This window comes from Streptomyces sp. NPDC048604 (assembly GCF_043199435.1).
GTDB lineage: Bacteria > Actinomycetota > Actinomycetes > Streptomycetales > Streptomycetaceae > Streptomyces.
Genome location: NZ_JBICVX010000002.1, coordinates 99,006 through 113,013, shown reverse-complemented (window position 1 = coordinate 113,013; position 14,008 = coordinate 99,006). Strand labels below are relative to the sequence as shown.

General features: G+C 72.5%; 21 protein-coding genes. 9 read left to right on the top strand and 12 right to left on the bottom strand.

From position 1 onward, the window contains the following. Nucleotides 1-61 precede the first annotated feature (61 nt). On the bottom strand, nt 62-382 hold the full coding sequence (gene fdxA, locus ACGFMM_RS04340) for a ferredoxin (protein WP_031078476.1): 321 nt from the start codon (nt 380-382) through the stop codon (nt 62-64). A 112-nt stretch (nt 383-494) separates the two neighbouring features. On the opposite strand from fdxA, the gene ACGFMM_RS04335 reads away from it, so the two are divergent. Continuing rightward, complete coding sequence (locus ACGFMM_RS04335) at nt 495-1,505, top strand: GNAT family N-acetyltransferase (protein WP_393643004.1); 1,011 nt, start codon at nt 495-497, stop codon at nt 1,503-1,505. 4 nt (nt 1,506-1,509) lie between these two features. Continuing rightward, nucleotides 1,510-2,340, top strand: coding sequence for a transglutaminase-like domain-containing protein (locus ACGFMM_RS04330; protein ID WP_393643002.1), 831 nt, complete (start codon nt 1,510-1,512; stop codon nt 2,338-2,340). Between the two features lie 55 nt (nt 2,341-2,395). On the opposite strand, the gene ACGFMM_RS04325 is transcribed toward ACGFMM_RS04330, so the two are convergent. Next, complete coding sequence (locus ACGFMM_RS04325) at nt 2,396-3,277, bottom strand: NAD(P)-dependent oxidoreductase (protein ID WP_393643001.1); 882 nt, start codon at nt 3,275-3,277, stop codon at nt 2,396-2,398. Nucleotides 3,278-3,354: 77 nt separating this feature from the next. Here ACGFMM_RS04325 and ACGFMM_RS04320 point away from each other — a divergent pair, with 77 nt between their 5' ends. Beyond that, nucleotides 3,355-3,705, top strand: coding sequence for a winged helix-turn-helix transcriptional regulator (locus ACGFMM_RS04320; protein WP_393642999.1), 351 nt, complete (start codon nt 3,355-3,357; stop codon nt 3,703-3,705). A 124-nt stretch (nt 3,706-3,829) separates the two neighbouring features. Here ACGFMM_RS04320 and ACGFMM_RS04315 read toward each other — a convergent pair whose 3' ends face one another. Beyond that, complete coding sequence (locus ACGFMM_RS04315; RefSeq protein ID WP_393642997.1) at nt 3,830-4,282, bottom strand: SRPBCC family protein; 453 nt, start codon at nt 4,280-4,282, stop codon at nt 3,830-3,832. A 234-nt stretch (nt 4,283-4,516) separates the two neighbouring features. Here ACGFMM_RS04315 and ACGFMM_RS04310 point away from each other — a divergent pair, with 234 nt between their 5' ends. Genes ACGFMM_RS04310 through ACGFMM_RS04300 form a run of 3 tightly spaced genes read left to right on the top strand, consistent with a single transcriptional unit; the run spans nt 4,517 to nt 5,932 of the window. Then, entirely contained in the window at nt 4,517-4,981 is a 465-nt protein-coding gene (locus tag ACGFMM_RS04310; RefSeq protein WP_393642995.1) for a DUF3995 domain-containing protein, read from the top strand. After that, a complete protein-coding gene (locus tag ACGFMM_RS04305) occupies nt 4,962-5,483 on the top strand; it encodes an RNA polymerase sigma factor (protein WP_393642993.1) in 522 nt (173 codons plus the stop codon). Before ACGFMM_RS04310 ends, ACGFMM_RS04305 begins: the two co-directional genes overlap by 20 nt. Next, complete coding sequence (locus tag ACGFMM_RS04300) at nt 5,480-5,932, top strand: hypothetical protein (protein WP_393642991.1); 453 nt, start codon at nt 5,480-5,482, stop codon at nt 5,930-5,932. Before ACGFMM_RS04305 ends, ACGFMM_RS04300 begins: the two co-directional genes overlap by 4 nt. Before the next feature lie 37 nt (nt 5,933-5,969). On the opposite strand, the gene ACGFMM_RS04295 is transcribed toward ACGFMM_RS04300, so the two are convergent. The 6 genes from ACGFMM_RS04295 to ACGFMM_RS04270 all read right to left on the bottom strand — a co-directional run bounded on the left by ACGFMM_RS04295 (nt 5,970) and on the right by ACGFMM_RS04270 (nt 8,715). Further along, the gene (locus ACGFMM_RS04295; RefSeq protein WP_393642989.1) at nt 5,970-6,194 is read right to left on the bottom strand and encodes a hypothetical protein; all 225 of its coding nucleotides are present in this window, start codon (nt 6,192-6,194) and stop codon (nt 5,970-5,972) included. After that, nucleotides 6,187-6,852, bottom strand: a complete 666-nt coding sequence (locus tag ACGFMM_RS04290) for a hypothetical protein (RefSeq protein ID WP_393642988.1) — start codon at nt 6,850-6,852, stop codon at nt 6,187-6,189. Before ACGFMM_RS04290 ends, ACGFMM_RS04295 begins: the two co-directional genes overlap by 8 nt. 130 nt (nt 6,853-6,982) lie before the next feature. After that, a complete protein-coding gene (locus ACGFMM_RS04285; RefSeq protein ID WP_393642986.1) occupies nt 6,983-7,615 on the bottom strand; it encodes a hypothetical protein in 633 nt (210 codons plus the stop codon). Beyond that, on the bottom strand, nt 7,612-7,905 hold the full coding sequence (locus ACGFMM_RS04280) for a DUF397 domain-containing protein (RefSeq protein ID WP_393642985.1): 294 nt from the start codon (nt 7,903-7,905) through the stop codon (nt 7,612-7,614). The genes ACGFMM_RS04285 and ACGFMM_RS04280 overlap by 4 nt, the downstream gene beginning before the upstream one ends. Then, entirely contained in the window at nt 7,892-8,434 is a 543-nt protein-coding gene (locus ACGFMM_RS04275) for a DUF5753 domain-containing protein (protein WP_393642983.1), read from the bottom strand. The genes ACGFMM_RS04280 and ACGFMM_RS04275 overlap by 14 nt, the downstream gene beginning before the upstream one ends. Beyond that, nucleotides 8,422-8,715, bottom strand: coding sequence for a multiprotein-bridging factor 1 family protein (locus ACGFMM_RS04270; protein ID WP_393642981.1), 294 nt, complete (start codon nt 8,713-8,715; stop codon nt 8,422-8,424). The genes ACGFMM_RS04275 and ACGFMM_RS04270 overlap by 13 nt, the downstream gene beginning before the upstream one ends. Nucleotides 8,716-8,828: 113 nt before the next feature. Between ACGFMM_RS04270 and ACGFMM_RS04265 the strand changes: the two genes are divergently transcribed. The 3 genes from ACGFMM_RS04265 to ACGFMM_RS04255 all read left to right on the top strand — a co-directional run bounded on the left by ACGFMM_RS04265 (nt 8,829) and on the right by ACGFMM_RS04255 (nt 10,432). Beyond that, entirely contained in the window at nt 8,829-9,041 is a 213-nt protein-coding gene (locus ACGFMM_RS04265) for a hypothetical protein (protein ID WP_393642980.1), read from the top strand. Nucleotides 9,042-9,172: 131 nt separating this feature from the next. Beyond that, a complete protein-coding gene (locus ACGFMM_RS04260) occupies nt 9,173-10,144 on the top strand; it encodes a hypothetical protein (RefSeq protein ID WP_393642978.1) in 972 nt (323 codons plus the stop codon). A gap of 21 nt (nt 10,145-10,165) precedes the next feature. Further along, entirely contained in the window at nt 10,166-10,432 is a 267-nt protein-coding gene (locus ACGFMM_RS04255; protein WP_393642976.1) for a hypothetical protein, read from the top strand. Between the two features lie 84 nt (nt 10,433-10,516). On the opposite strand, the gene ACGFMM_RS04250 is transcribed toward ACGFMM_RS04255, so the two are convergent. The 3 genes from ACGFMM_RS04250 to mshB all read right to left on the bottom strand — a co-directional run bounded on the left by ACGFMM_RS04250 (nt 10,517) and on the right by mshB (nt 14,004). Further along, on the bottom strand, nt 10,517-12,577 hold the full coding sequence (locus tag ACGFMM_RS04250; RefSeq protein ID WP_393642974.1) for a hypothetical protein: 2,061 nt from the start codon (nt 12,575-12,577) through the stop codon (nt 10,517-10,519). 174 nt (nt 12,578-12,751) lie between these two features. After that, complete coding sequence (locus ACGFMM_RS04245; RefSeq protein WP_393642972.1) at nt 12,752-13,111, bottom strand: DUF6113 family protein; 360 nt, start codon at nt 13,109-13,111, stop codon at nt 12,752-12,754. Then, a complete protein-coding gene (gene mshB / locus ACGFMM_RS04240) occupies nt 13,108-14,004 on the bottom strand; it encodes an N-acetyl-1-D-myo-inositol-2-amino-2-deoxy-alpha-D-glucopyranoside deacetylase (RefSeq protein WP_393642970.1) in 897 nt (298 codons plus the stop codon). The genes ACGFMM_RS04245 and mshB overlap by 4 nt, the downstream gene beginning before the upstream one ends. Nucleotides 14,005-14,008: the final 4 nt, after the last annotated feature.

The following is a 14,008-nucleotide window of genomic DNA, read 5'->3' as shown; positions in this document are numbered from 1 at the left end:
GCGTACGAAAACGCCGCGGTCCCGCACGGAGGACACACCGTGCGGGACCGAGGGCTAGAGATCAGCCGTTCTGCGGCGGCAGAGCGGCGATGAAGGGGTGGTCACGCTCGATGAGGCCGAGCTTCGAGGCGCCACCGGGCGAACCGAGGTCGTCGAAGAACTCGACGTTCGCCTTGTAGTAGTCCTTCCACTCCTCAGGAGTGTCGTCCTCGTAGAAGATCGCCTCGACCGGGCAGACCGGCTCACAGGCCCCGCAGTCGACGCATTCGTCCGGGTGGATGTACAAGGACCGCTGGCCCTCGTAGATGCAGTCGACGGGGCACTCCTCGATGCACGCCTTGTCCTTCACGTCGACACAAGGCTGCGCGATGACGTAAGTCACGCTGTCGTTCCTCCTCGGTAGGGCTGTCTGCGCGGGAGCGCGGCGTCGTCGATGCCCGCCCCTAGTATCGCCGTTCTTGGAGACGATCCGAACAGGAGGGGCGGAGAGAGCCGTGGAATTCACCGGCGGAGGACTGCTCGCTATCCGTATTACCGGTTCTGACGTGGGGAAACGCGTCTCTGTCCGGTATCTGACACACGGCCCGGCGACGGCGGCGACCTTCGCTGACGCCGTGGGTGTTCTCGTATCGTGGGACGCCGGTGTGCTGGTGATCACACGACGGACCGGCGAGAGCGTCCGCATCCCGGAATCCTCGCTGGTCGCGGGCAAGGTCGTGCCCCCCGGCGCTACCCGTCGCAGGGGCCCCGCCACCTCCTTCGCCGAGCTCGCGTGGGTCACCGCGCGGGCCTGGCAGCCGGTGGAGAGCGAGCCGCTCGGCGAGTGGACGCTGCGGGCCGCCGCCGGGTTCACCCGGCGGGCCAACTCGGTGCTCCCTCTCGGGGATCCGGGCATGGAGCTGGACGCGGCGCTGGCACGGGTGCGCGACTGGTACGCGGCGCGGGACCTGCCCGCGTTCGTGCAGGCCGCGACCGGTGCGGAGAGCACGCAGGAGCTGCTCTGCGCGGAGCTGGAGAAGCGCGGCTGGGTCCGGGAGGTCTCGGCGCAGGTGTGGACCGGCGGGCTCGCGCCCGTCGCGGACCTGGACGCGGACGTCTCCGAGGTCCGGCTCGACCGGGACGTCGACGAGGCGTGGCTCCAGCGCTACCAGCGGTTCGGAGTGCCCGGACCCCATGTGCTCCAGGTACTGCGCGGCGGCCCGAGTGTGTGGTTCGCATCCGTACCGGGCACGGGACCCATACCGGCGGCGATCGGGCGTTGTGTGGTCGACGGCCGCTGGGCCGGATTCATGGCGGTGGAGGTCGCACCCGAGTACCGCCGGCAGGGTCTGGCCACGGCGGTGATGACGGCGCTCGCCCGGCGGGCGCTGGACGAGGGCGCGTCGGCGGCCTGGCTCCAGGTGGAGTCGGAGAACGACGGCGGGCAGGCGATGTACGCGGGGATGGGCTTCCAGGTCCATCACCACTACCACCACTACCGAGCGGGCGAGGGCGGTCAGGGGTGACCGGGTGACCGACTGGGGTCGCGAGTTCGCGGAGGAGGCCCGGACCGAGCGTCCGGACCTCACCCGGCTGTGCCTGCTGCTCGGCGCGGCCTGCGATCCGCTCGCCACGCAGCGGGACCTCGACGAGGCGGACGTGGAGCTGGACCGGCTCGCCGGGCTGCTGCCGTACGGGGCGCGCGCCCCGCAGGCCTGGGCGGCGGTCCTCGCCGAGGTGCTCGGCGAGCGGGAGGGCTTCCACGGCCTGTCCACGGACTACCAGCGGCTGGAGTCCTCGCTGCTGCACCACGTACTGCGGCGGCGGCGCGGGCTGCCGATCCTGCTGTCGGTGATCTGGCTGGAGGTGGCGCGGCGGGCCAAGGCCCCGGTGTACGGGATCGCCCTGCCCGGCCACTTCGTCGTCGGCCTCGGCGACCCGCTCGCCCCGCTGCAGGACCAGGTCCTCGCGGACCCCTTCGCCGGCGGCCGCGAGATGACCGGCCGGGACGCCGAGCTGCTTGTGGCCGGGGCGACCGGCGAGACGCTGGACCCGTCCATGCTGCTGCCGGCCGACCCGCTGGACATCGTCCGCCGCATCCTGAACAACATCCGCGCCTGGGCCGCGCCGCGCCCGGAACGCTCCGACGTCGCCCTCATCGCCCTGGACCTCCAGCTGCTCCTCCCCTCGCACCCGGCCCGGCTCCGCTACGAGCGCGCCGAACTCCTCGTCCAGCGCGGCGACTTCCTCGGGGGCGCGGCGGAACTGGAGCTGTACGCGGACGTCGTCGCCGCGATCGAGCCGACCGCCGCGGACCGCATCCGCAGCCGCGCGAAGGCGGCCCGGGCGATGCTGAACTAGCGAGGGCGCCCCGCCGGCCGGCCAGGGGCCCTCGCCACCGGTCTCGCCACCGGTCTCAGCGGCGGCCCAGGAACTCCGTGACCCGGGTGAAGCCCTCCGCGCCGTAACCCAGCGCCATGGTGCGGCGGGCGAGCCCCTCGGCGGCCCGCATCACGCTCGCGTCGATGCCGTGGCCCTCGGAGGCGTGCACGATGTGCGCCATCGTCGCCACTGTGGAGCTCAGCCGGCTGCCCTCGCCGGAGAAGGCGCCGCTCTCCACGTCGTCGGCGAGCTGCCCGAACAGCGGCGGCAGGATCGCGCCGATGCCCTGTGCGAACGGAGCCAGTTCGGTCGGCTTGATTCCCTCCGCGCCCGCCACGGCGAGGGCGTGCGCGTAGCCGGTCATCGACGTCCAGAAGATGTCGAGCAGCGCGATGTCGTACGCGGCGGCCCGGCCGATGTCCTCGCCGAGGTGGGTGTGGGTACCGCCCAGGGCGTCGAGGACCGGGCGCTGCGCGCGGTACAGCTCCTCCGGGCCGCTGTGGATGAACACCGCGTCGGGCGTGCCGATCGTCGGCGTCGGCGTCATGATCGCGCCGTCCAGATACGCGATGCCGTGCTCGGCGGCCCAGCGTCCGGTGTCGCGGGCCCGCTCCGGGGTGTCCGCGGTCAGGTTCACCAGCGTGCGGCCCTTGAGCCCGGCGGTGACCGCGCCCTGGCGCAGCACGGCGTCCGCGGCGTCGTAGTCGACCACGCAGACCACGGTGAGCGGACTGGCGGCGACGGCCTCCGCGGCGCTGTCGGCCCCGACGGCGCCCTGCTCGATCAGCTCGCGGTCCCGGCCGGGGGTGCGGTTCCACACGGTGGTGCGCACCCCGGCGGCCACGAACGCGCCGGCCAGCGCCCGGCCCATGGGGCCGAGTCCGATCACGGTGACGGCGGAAGGGGAAGAAGACATGGCGGAACTCCCTTGTAAGGAAAGACGAATGAGAAAGCGTGCAGGTGCACGGGACGACCGGGGAACGGGGAGAACGCATGGCGCGCAGCAGGGCCCAGGACACCGAGGTGTGTGGAGTGAGCGCGGCCGTCGCGGTGATCGACGGCAAGTGGAAGACGCTGCTGCTCTGGCTGCTCGAATCCGGCCCGCAGCGGCCCGGCGAACTGCGCCGGACAATCTCCGGGATCAGCGAGAAGGTGCTGACCCAGGCGTTGCGGGAGATGGAGTCGGACGGTCTGGTGCACCGCGAGGTGCACGACGTGATGCCGCCGAAGACCGTCTATTCGCTGACCGGCGAGGGCCGCGAACTCTCCGTGGCGCTGGCTCCGTTGTCCGACTGGGGCCACCGCCGTCTGGACCGGCTCGCCGGGGAGCGCGCCGCGTCCTGAGGCGTCCGGGACCGACGCCGCGTCCGTCTCCTTTCCGTGCCGTTCCCTCGGACGCCTTCAGCCTCTCCCGGGGCAGCACGGGGCGACAAGTACCCACAAAAAAGTGGGTACTTGGGTGGTGCGGCTAGCGCACGTCCGCCTCGACGGCGTCCTTGATGCGCTGCCCGAAGGCCGGGGCGTCCTTGCGCGCCGCGCCGAGGGCGAGGCCCACCAGCAGCTTGCCGACGCCGTGGCCCTCCAGGACGTTGTGGATGCGGACCCTGGTCCCGCCGTCGGGCAGCGGTTCGAGGTCGTAGCCGCCCTCGTCGGCCGTCACGAGGTTCTTCGACACCTCGGCCCAGCGCATCGACCGCGGCGGGTCGAAGGCGGTGACGCGGAACGTCCGCGAGGTCTTCATCCCGGCGTCCTTCACCTTGCTGCGGAACACCGTGCCGACCGCCGTCGGCGACTCCGGGACCCGCTCGATCTCGAGCACCCGGGGGCTGAACCGCGGGTCGTTGCGCCCGTCGGCGAGATACGCGAACACCTCGTCGATGTTCCGGCCGACGTCGACCGTCGCCTCGAACTGTCCGGACATGCCACTCCTCGTCGGGGTCGCGCCCGCCCGGCACCCCGGGCGGCTCCTTCCAGAGTGGACGGCCCGCCTGCGGCGCGCACCCCGGAGGGGTCGGACGGCGGACCGGCCGGGCGGACACTCCCGGGGTCCCTCCCCCGGACGGAGCCGGAAGAATTCACGTACGCCGAGGGAACGTTTCGCGCGGCCGGCTCCTCCACAGGGCGACGGAATCCCATCGCCGACGCAGGAGGACCCATGACGTACCGACCCGCCACCGCCGCCGCCACCGCCGCCCCGACCCGCGCCGCCGCGCTCGTCGCTTCGGTGCTCACCGCGGACGCCGTGCTCCATCTGTACTGGACGACGGGAGCGACATGGCCCGCGGCCGACGGCACGAGCCTGTCCCACGCGGTTCTCGGGACGGACGTGCCGTTCACCCCACCGATCCTGCTTCCTCTCGCGGCACTGCTCCTGACCGCCGCCGCCTTCGTCCTCGCCTGCTCCCGCCGGCCCCGCCCTCTGCTGCTCCGCCTCGGCACCCTGGCCGTGGCCGCGGGCCTCTCGCTCCGCGCCGCGGCCGGGGTCTACTGGCTGGTCGCCAAGGAGACCGGCACGACCTTCCACTGGCTCAACCTCGCCGTCTACACCCCGCTGTGCGTGCTCCTGGCCGTCGCGACCGTGCGCGTGGCGCGGTGGAAGGATGCGACCCGTGCCCGATGAACGATCCGACGAGCGGACGGTCCGGCTCGTGCGAGCCGCCCAGCGTGGCGACACTCTCGCCATGGCCGAGCTCCTGGACGTGCTCGCCCCGTACGTGAGCCGCGTCTGCACCCCCATCGCCCTGAGCCAGGGCGCGGACGCCGCGCAGGAGGCCCTCGTGGCGGTCTTCCGGTCGCTGCGCACGCTGAAAGAGCCGGCCGCACTGCACGGCTGGGTCCGTGCCATCGCCGTACGGGAGGCGATTCGCACCGCGCACCGCGCCGCCCGCACCGTTCCGGCCGATCTCAGCACGCTCCCCGCCCGCGGCGACCCCCAACTCTCCGCCGACATCAGGGACGTACTGGACCGGCTCTCCCCCGAGCACCGTGCGGTGCTGGTGCTGCGTGACGTCGAGGGCCTGGACGAGCGCACCGCCGCCGCCCTGCTCGGCGTGCGCGCCGGCACCCTCAAGTCGCGGCTGCACCGGGCCCGCAACACCTTCCGGAAGGCGTGGACGTCATGAACGAGCCCTGGCCACTCACCGACCTCGACCACGTCCGCCGCCTGCACGCCTTGGCCGGCGGTGTTCGCGGCGCCCACGTGACCGAGGCGTACGTCGACGCCTCCTTCGAACGGGTCTGGGCCCTGCTGGGCGACCTGGAGGGCGGCTTCGGGCAGGTCGTGCCCGACATGCGGCGGCTGCGCGTCGTCCGCCGGCAAGGAGAGCACGTGGAGGCACTGGCGCGCAGCGGCTACGGGATGCGGGCGCGGCTGCGGGGGGTGCAGAGGCCCGGCTGGTGCTGGCTGCAGAGCCGGTTCCTGCTGATCGGCGTGGCCGCGGCGCCGGAAGGCCCGGGCACTCGGGTGGCGTTCACCGGCGGCGTGCGCCTGCCGGCCCGGGCCGCCCTGATCCCCCTGGGCGTACGCCGCGAGGGCAGCCGCAGCGTCCGGCGCCTGACGGCCCTGCTGTGACCGGGAGATCCCCGGGCCGGGGTCGGCTGAGCGAGGTTCACCGGGTTGCCGGATCGGCGCTCTGGTAGTCGCTCGAGATCCAGGCGTACGAGAACGCGAGGAACACGGCTGCGACGACGGCGAGCGCGACGACCAGCGCGCAGCCGAGCCCCGTCGTTGTCGCGGCGATGGCCGACCAGCCGGCCCGTGCCGCCTCGTCGGCCCGCCAGGCCGCTTCCTCGTACTCGCTGTCGTCGTCCCAGGCGCGCTCGCCGTCAGCCATGGTCGCCCACGGGCTCGCAGCCGTCGTCCGTGCACGCCTGGAGTTCGACGACCCCCGGGAGCCCGGCGAGCTCCTCCCTGAGCACGCCCTCGCTCCAGCTCGGCTCGAGGCTCACGACGAGCTGGATCGTCCCCTCGTGGTTCTCGCCCGTGACCTCGCGGGCTCCGAACTCCACGAGATGCTCCTGCCGCTCCTGGAACGCCGGGTCGTACCACCGGTCGACGGAGTCCAGCGTCGCCTTGAAGTACTGGGGCGGTTCGTGGTCCTCCTCGGGGTACAGAGCCGTCCACGTCACCGTGTAGAGCACCGCGGCCGCGACCGGCGTGAGCACCGTGAACCAGACGCCCGGGCGGTTGCCGGGGTTCACGAAGGGCGTGATCAGCAGCAACAGGGCCGTCGGCAGGAAGAGGAACATGCCGATGGGGGCCCCGATCATCCCCCAGACCGCCAGGCCCGCCCCGACGGCCAGGCACGCCCGCGCGAACGCCTTCGGCGCCTCGCGCAGGAGCAACGGCACGGCGGCCACTGCCGCGGTGCCGATGAAGTGCCCCGCCAGGAGGGGAGCGATCGCGAACGACAGGAGGACCACCAGCCCTGCCGTCACGGCCGCCGCCCCCGCGAACGCCGTCTGCCGACGGGCTCCCCTGTCCACGTCCATCACGCCTCCCCCACAGAGTTATTGAACGTGTTCAATCTAGCGCGGGGATCGCTGTGCCGACCGCCGAACGACAGCAAAGTCGTTGGCGTGGAGTGGCCGGTTTCTTGTCGCCCAGTCTCAGCCTCGGATCTCAGGCCGACGCGCGCGCGAGCGCGCGCAGCATCGCGGGGAGGTCCCGCGGCTCGCCGTCCGGGCGCTCGCCCAGGGACTCCAGAAGCTTCGGGGTGAGCGTGCCCGCCTCGACGGCGTCCAGGAGGTCGTCGACGGTCGGACCGTCGCCGGCCTCGTCGACGATGTCCATGAGCAGGTACGGCGTCTTCGCGCGGTTGACGAAACGGCTCAGCCCGCAGTCCAAGCCGTCGTCGTCCAGGTCCTCCGGGTACGGCGCACGCGCCCACGCGCCGTTCTCGTACCAGTACACGCAGCCCAGCTCGTTGCCCTTGAGCCGGTCGCGCAGTTCGTCGTACGGGAGCCAGTCCGGGCCGCCCGCGAGCATGTCGATCGGCATGTCGTGCCACTTCACGCCGCTCGACTCGTCCTCGCCGTACAGCACGTACCGCCCCTCGCCGAGGCGCGGGAACGTCCACCACGTGCAGCCGCAGTCGTCGAAGTGCAGCCCCTCGTCGTCGATCCACGCACCGGTGGGGTACCGCTCGCTCTCCTGGGCCTCGCTCGCCTGCAACACGGCGACGAGCGCCCAGCGCGCCCAGAGCAGCTCGGCCGGCGGCAGGTCGCCCGGCAGCCCCGGCCGGTTGATCGTCATCGCGCTTCGAACCCGTCCTGCTTGACGGCGTCCACGAACGGCGCCCACGCGGCGGCGGCGAAGAGGAGCGCGGGGCCGGTGGGGTTCTTGCTGTCCCGGACGGGGACGTGGGCGGCGCAGGCGGCGTCGTTCACTTCGAGGCAGTCACCGCTCTCGCCGCCGCTGTACGACGACTTGCGCCACGCGTCGCTGACTTCGAGGCACGCGCCGCTCTCACCGCCGCTGTACGACGACTTGCGCCAAGCGGTCAGGACCGACGCGTCCGGCAGGCTGCTCTTACGGTGCTGCATGCTCGTAATCCTCCGCGATGGACCTGATCATGGCCAATGACTTGCGGTGTGACAGGGCATCGCCCAAGGCGTGATCGTAGTCCACCTGGCATTGCTTGACCTTCTGCGGAAGTTCCCAGACCCGCCCGGTGTTCAGGCCTTCGACGTACGCGACCGGCGGCAGGTCCTTGAACCACATCAGCGACACCACGCCCTCCAGCAGGGCGTGATAGCCGCCCGAGAACGGCAGGACATGCACGCGGATTCGCCTGCTCTCCCCCAGCCGCACGATGTGACGGAGCTGTTCGCACATCGTCTGCCGGGTGCCGATCCGACGCCGCAGAGCGGCTTCGTCGATCACGGCCCACATGAGCGGGGAGTCGAAGTTGTCGAGGATTCGCGCTCGTTCCAGGCGTGTGACGAGGAGCCTGTCACGTTCCTCGTCGCTCTTCGGCGACGAGCCCGAGCTGAGCACTTCGCGGGCGTACGCCTCCGTCTGCAGCATGCCCGGTATCAACATCGCCCCGTACACACGGATCACCGTCGCCATGCCCTCGAACTCCAGCGCCTCCGCGAAGTGTTCCGCCACCGCCTTGCCGTCCAGGGTCGGCAGGAAGCGCTCGAAGAAGTCGTCGGGCCGAGGGCCTTGTCGAGGCGTCGCGCATCCGCGACGTCCGGGCGGCGGCGGCCCGCCTCCATGTGCGCGATGTGGGTGCGCGAGATGATCGTGATCTCGCTCAGCTGCTCCTGGGTGAGGCCGGCCGCCTCGCGGCGGCGTCTGAGCTCTTCGCCGTATTTCCTGCGGGTCTCCGGGTTGTCCTCGATGGCCACGCAAACCCCCTTTGTGACTTCCGCGTTGTCACACGCAAACCCCTACCGAGCGTAACCCGACCCCTCCCACTCTGTAAGCGGTTCTGCACAGAGAGCGAAGGGAGGTCCGCTCCATGGAGGAAGGCGAGTTCGTCGCGCACACCGGGACGGACGTGTACGGACCCGGCAAGGTCATCGGCGTGGAGGGGGATCGGCGGCGTGTGCGGTTCCTGCACTTCGTCGCGACCATCAGGGCCGCTGACCTGCGGGAAGCGTCGCAGGCGGAGACCGAGGTCATCGCGCACTGGCTGGAGATGAAGAAACAACGATACGGGGGCCAGTGGTGATGAAGCGGCCGTCACGCGAAGTTACCGCGCGAACACGGAAGTTGGTGTACGTTGAGCGCAAATCGGCCCCCGAGTCGGCGGCAACCGGCGTCGAGGGCCTTCATCCCGAGTGTTCCAGGAGGACACCCGAAATGCTTCGGCATGCTATCGCGCCCGTTGGGCGCTTCACCCAGGTACCGCACGAGATTCTCCGCCATCCTCGGCTCGGTTCCGACGCGGTTCGGCTCCTCACCTGGCAACTCTCCCTTCCCGACGGCGTCGACGAGCCGCTGTCGAAGACCGCCGAACGGGCGGGTCTGCGGAACTTCGCGTTCAACCGGGCCAAGAAGCAGTTGAAGGCGGAGGGGTACGTCCACGAGTGGCGCGAACAGGGCGAGCGGGGGCGGTGGCGTACCGAACAGCTCGTCTCCAACGTGCCCTTGACGCCCGAGGAGGCCGCCAGGGCCCGGAACGGCGGCAGCAGCGGGGACGAGACGGGCGAGCCCCCGACGCCCCCTACTCCCCCGCCCCCGGCTCCCCCAGCTCCCCCGACACCCCCTCCTCCGCCGACCCCCGCCCCGCCGACCGCCGAACCACTGGTCGTCGGTGAACCGGAGGGTCCGTCCGTCGGCGGTCATCCAGAGAACACTCCCGTAGGGAACACCTCCAACCCTCCCCCGCCGCCCGAGGCACGCCGGGTCCTGGACGAGCTGACGGCGCTGGACCCGCGGCTGCGGGTGCCGCGGGCGATGCTGCCGCAGCTGACCGATCTGGTGGCCCGCTGGCTGGACGGAGGGCACAGCCCACAGTCCGTACGGGAGGAGGTCCAGCGCTGTCTGCCGGGGCGGGGTACGCCCATCCACCGGCCAGGGGGCCTGTTGCGGTACGTGCTGCGCGAGGTCGCGCCCGTACCGGTCGCGGAGGAGCCGCCGCCCCCGCCGCGGGTGGCCTCGATGCGGGAGTGCGAGGGGACCTCGCACATCCAGCCGCTGCTGTTCACGCCTCACGGCGACGAGGAGCTGTGCGGGGGCTGCCGGAGCGAGCAGGCCGCCTCGGCGGGCCCTGAGCCCGCACCCGTCGGCCTGCGCGGAGCCGCCCTGCTGCGAGCCGCCATGGCGCGGTGAGGGCGGCAGTACGCTGGCTGTATGGCCAAGACGCACATCTCGATCAGCCTTGATCCTGAGGATGCGGAACTGATCCGACACGTGGCCAAGGAGAACGGCCTCGGGGTCTCGGCATTCCTCGCACTCGCCGGCCGCAAGGAGGCCGCCCGGCTCGAACGGGTGGCGGCGGCCTTCGCCGACCTGGACGCCGCGATCGCCGCGGCCGAGGCCGAGGCGGAGGTCATGCCGTGGCCTGCCGATCCGGATCCGGCGAAGCCGGAGACCGCGCAGAGCGCGCCGCCGGGCTGAGCCTCGCAGCAGAGCAGGAAACGGCGACGGCGCCCGTCGTCCTCGACGAGCGCCGTGCCGTGACGCGACGTGAAACCACGTACGTCAGCCGTTGCCGTTCAGGTCGATGGTCTTCGTCCGCTCGGCCTTGGTCTTGCCGGTCAGCGCGTCCTTCATGACGAAGGCCACGTCGTCGGCGGAGACCTGGTGCTTCTTGCCGTCCGCCTTGGTGATCATGATGCCGTCGAAGACGCCGTCCAGGAGCTCGTCGATGGCCTTCTTGTCGTAGACCTCGATCAGGCGGCCGTCGACGGCCTTCATGGACAGGATCTTCGGCAGCGAGCGGGCCGGACCGAAGTCGATCTTCTTCGGGCCCGCCTTGATCGTGATCAGGCCGGACATCGCGGGCTTGGCGAACTCCTTCATCGCCCGGTCCAGCTCGGCCTGGGTGATCGTGGGCTCGACGGTGGTGACCGGCAGCTCGACGACCTTGGACGCGCCCGTCTGCACCTGCGCGCGGTAGGCGTCCTTGACCGAGACGACGGAGCGCGCCACGTCCAGGCCCTTGCCCGCCTTGCCCGGCACGGCCACCGCGCGGTTCGGCTCGAAGGTGATCGTGGCCTCCTTCACCGAGCCCGAGGCCCCGGCGATGTCGGCGAGGGCGACGGCGAGCTTCTCCTCGTCGACCGGGATGACCGGCTCGGCCTCGCGGACGCCGCCGAAGAGCGAGCCGATGACGGACATCGGGTTGTAGTCGGTGCCCGCCGCGCCGCGGACCGTGGCCTGGCTGTCCAGGACCAGTCCGGCCTTGTCCGGGGCGAGCTCCTGCTTGCGGCCGTCGACGGCCACCTGGAGCGGCTTCGCGGCGCGCGCGCCGAAGGCGGCGTCGAGCTTGCCGACGGCGTCCTCCTTCGTGCCGCCGCCGATGTCCACGCCGAGGACCGTGGTGCCCTTCGGCACCTCTGAGTGGTTGAGCAGCAGGCCCGCGCCATAGGCGACGCCCGCCAGGCCGACGATGCCGAAGGCGGCCATCGCCAGCTTGGAGCGGCCCTTCTTCGCGGGGGCCTGGGGCGCCGGCCTGGCGGCGCGGGGCGACGGGCCGGGGGCGGGGGCCGCCGGGGTCGCCGCGCCGGGGAAGTCGGGGGCCGGGAACTGCATCGGCTCCGGGCCGTCGAGCGGCGGGGCCAGCGGGTTCGGGCCGCGGCTCTCCGGGGTGATGACGGGGATCCCGCTGGTCAACGTGTCACCGGAGACGTGGCCGCCGGGGGGCGGCATGGTGTCGTCGGTGATCGGGGCCAGCTGGAAGGTGTCGTCAGCCATGCGCGGCGCGGGCGCGCCGCCGCCGAGGGCGGCGGTGCCGGTGACCGGGCCCGTGGTGGGGCCGGTCGGGCCGGTGACGCCGGGCGGGCGCAGGCCGAGGGACGGGGTGGGGCGGTCGGAGCCGCCGGGCCCCCGGCCCGGGCCGGGCGCGAAGGGGTCGGGCGCTCCGGGGCCGCCGGGGCGCCTCGGGCCGGCGGGAGCGCCGGTCGTCGCGCCGAGGCCGCCCGCGACACCGCCGGGCGCGGCCTGGCCCCCGAGGCCCGCCGCACCGCCGAGGTCCATGCCGCGGCCGTCCGTGCCGCCGGGGCCCTGGGCCGGGCGGCCGCCGGGCTCGGAGCCGTACGCCGGGCCGCCCTGAGCGCCCTGGCCGTCCGCGCCGGGGACCGGCAGGCCGCCCGTGTCCGGGCCGGTGTCCGCGCCCTTCTTGCGGGGCGCGAACCAGTCGCTGGTCGGCTTCTCCTCCTTGCGGGCCGGCGGCTCGGGCGCCGCCGGCTCCACCGGGGGCGCCGGAGCGGCCGCGGGCTGCGGGGCGGGGGCGGAGTTCTTCTTCTCCTTCTCCGCCTCGCTGACCGTCTTGCGCACGACCACGGGCGGGATCGGCCGAGAACCCGGGATGTTGATCCGGATACGCGTGGTCAGCGTGGTCTCGGTCTTCGGTTCCTCCGGCTGCTGCGGCCGGTTCGCGCCGTCGTCGGCGGCGTCGGCCGGAGCGTCCTGCGTGGGATGGAGCGACGGATACTGGCGGGATCCGTACGGCGGCGTCCCCGAGGGGTACGCGGCTCCCCCACGCCCCTGAGCGGCGCCGGAGGACGAACTGTCGGTCTCTCGACCAGTTTCACGACTCAAAGCAGGCTCTCCCGGTTGGCTCCGCCGCCCGCTCTTGCTGGTGCACCTGTGCCCGGGCGGCTCGGCGGCGCGCACCACCATACTGAACGCGGCCGACGCGCACCCGTCGGCCGGGTGGACGGGAACGGGCAATCCGGCCCAAGTCCGGGCAGGTCATGCGTGAAGACGGCGAGTTCAGGACGTCGAGTCGGGAATCCTTGACTTCGTGGCACAGATCACAGCGAGGGCCAGTCCGCCCAGCATGAAGAACGCCTCGCCCAGCTCGCCGGCGAACGCACCGTCACCTTCCGGACGTCCGGAGGCCAGCAGGACGATCGAAACGAGCCAGCCCACGCCCGAGGCGGCGATGGCGAGCTGACTGCCGGTCGCGCGCAGCCCGCCGTAGAACATCGCGCCGGTCGCGAGCAGCGCGAGGAACAACCCCAGCGGGAGCCAGGCGGCTTGGATCAGCACACCGGCGGTGCCGACGACGAAGCCGAGCACGGCGAGGCCGAGGAAGGCGGCGATCCGTCCGGGTGTCAGCTGCTCGTTCATGCCCCGGCTCCTTCCACGCCCGCGAACAGGTCCGTCTCGCGTGCGCCGGCCGGCGCTCCGGACGTGCCCCGGACCAACTCGTAGTACTCGGTGGTGAAGAGGGGCTGGCCGAGGTTGTTGGAGAGCGCGAAGTACGGGCCCTCGACGGCGATCTGCGTGGCGTGCGCGCGCATCGCGGCGGCCTTGCGCTCCGCGTACGGGGCGCCGTCGAGCTCGGCGGTGATCAGCGACTCGTCCACGACGCCGGGGACGTCGTCGACGTCGGCGATGCCGGGGAAGCCGGGGTCCTCGGCGCGGAGCCGGCCGAAGGCGGCCTCGGCGACCGGGCGGGGCACGCGGTTCCAGTAGATCTTGGCGATCTCGTGGGCGGGGCCGAGGTCGGGGCGGTACGCCGGGTCCGCGGCCAGCTCGGCGGCGCGCATGGCGACGCGGTGGGCCTGGATGTGGTCGGGGTGGCCGTAGCCGCCGTCGGGGTCGTAGGTGACGAGGACCTGGGGGCGGACCTCGCGGACGACCTCGACGAGGTGCGGGGCGGCCTCGTCGACCGCCGTGTTCCAGAACGCGCCCGCGCGGTGGTTCTGCTCGACGCCCATCATTCCGGAGTCGCGGTAGCGGCCGCGGCCGCCGAGGAAGCGGTGGTCGGCGACGCCGAGCTCCTTCATCGCGTCGGCGAGTTCGCCGACGCGGTGCTCGCCGAGCCGGTCCTCCCGGTCGGGGGCCAGATGCGCGAGCTCGGGCGGGATGACCTCGCCCTCCTCGCCGAGGGTGCAGGTCACCAGGGTCACCCCGGCGCCCTCCGCCGCGTACCTGGCCATGGTGGCGCCGTTGTTGATCGTCTCGTCGTCGGGGTGCGCGTGCACCAGGAGCAGACGACGGCCCGGGAGATCCGTCATGCCC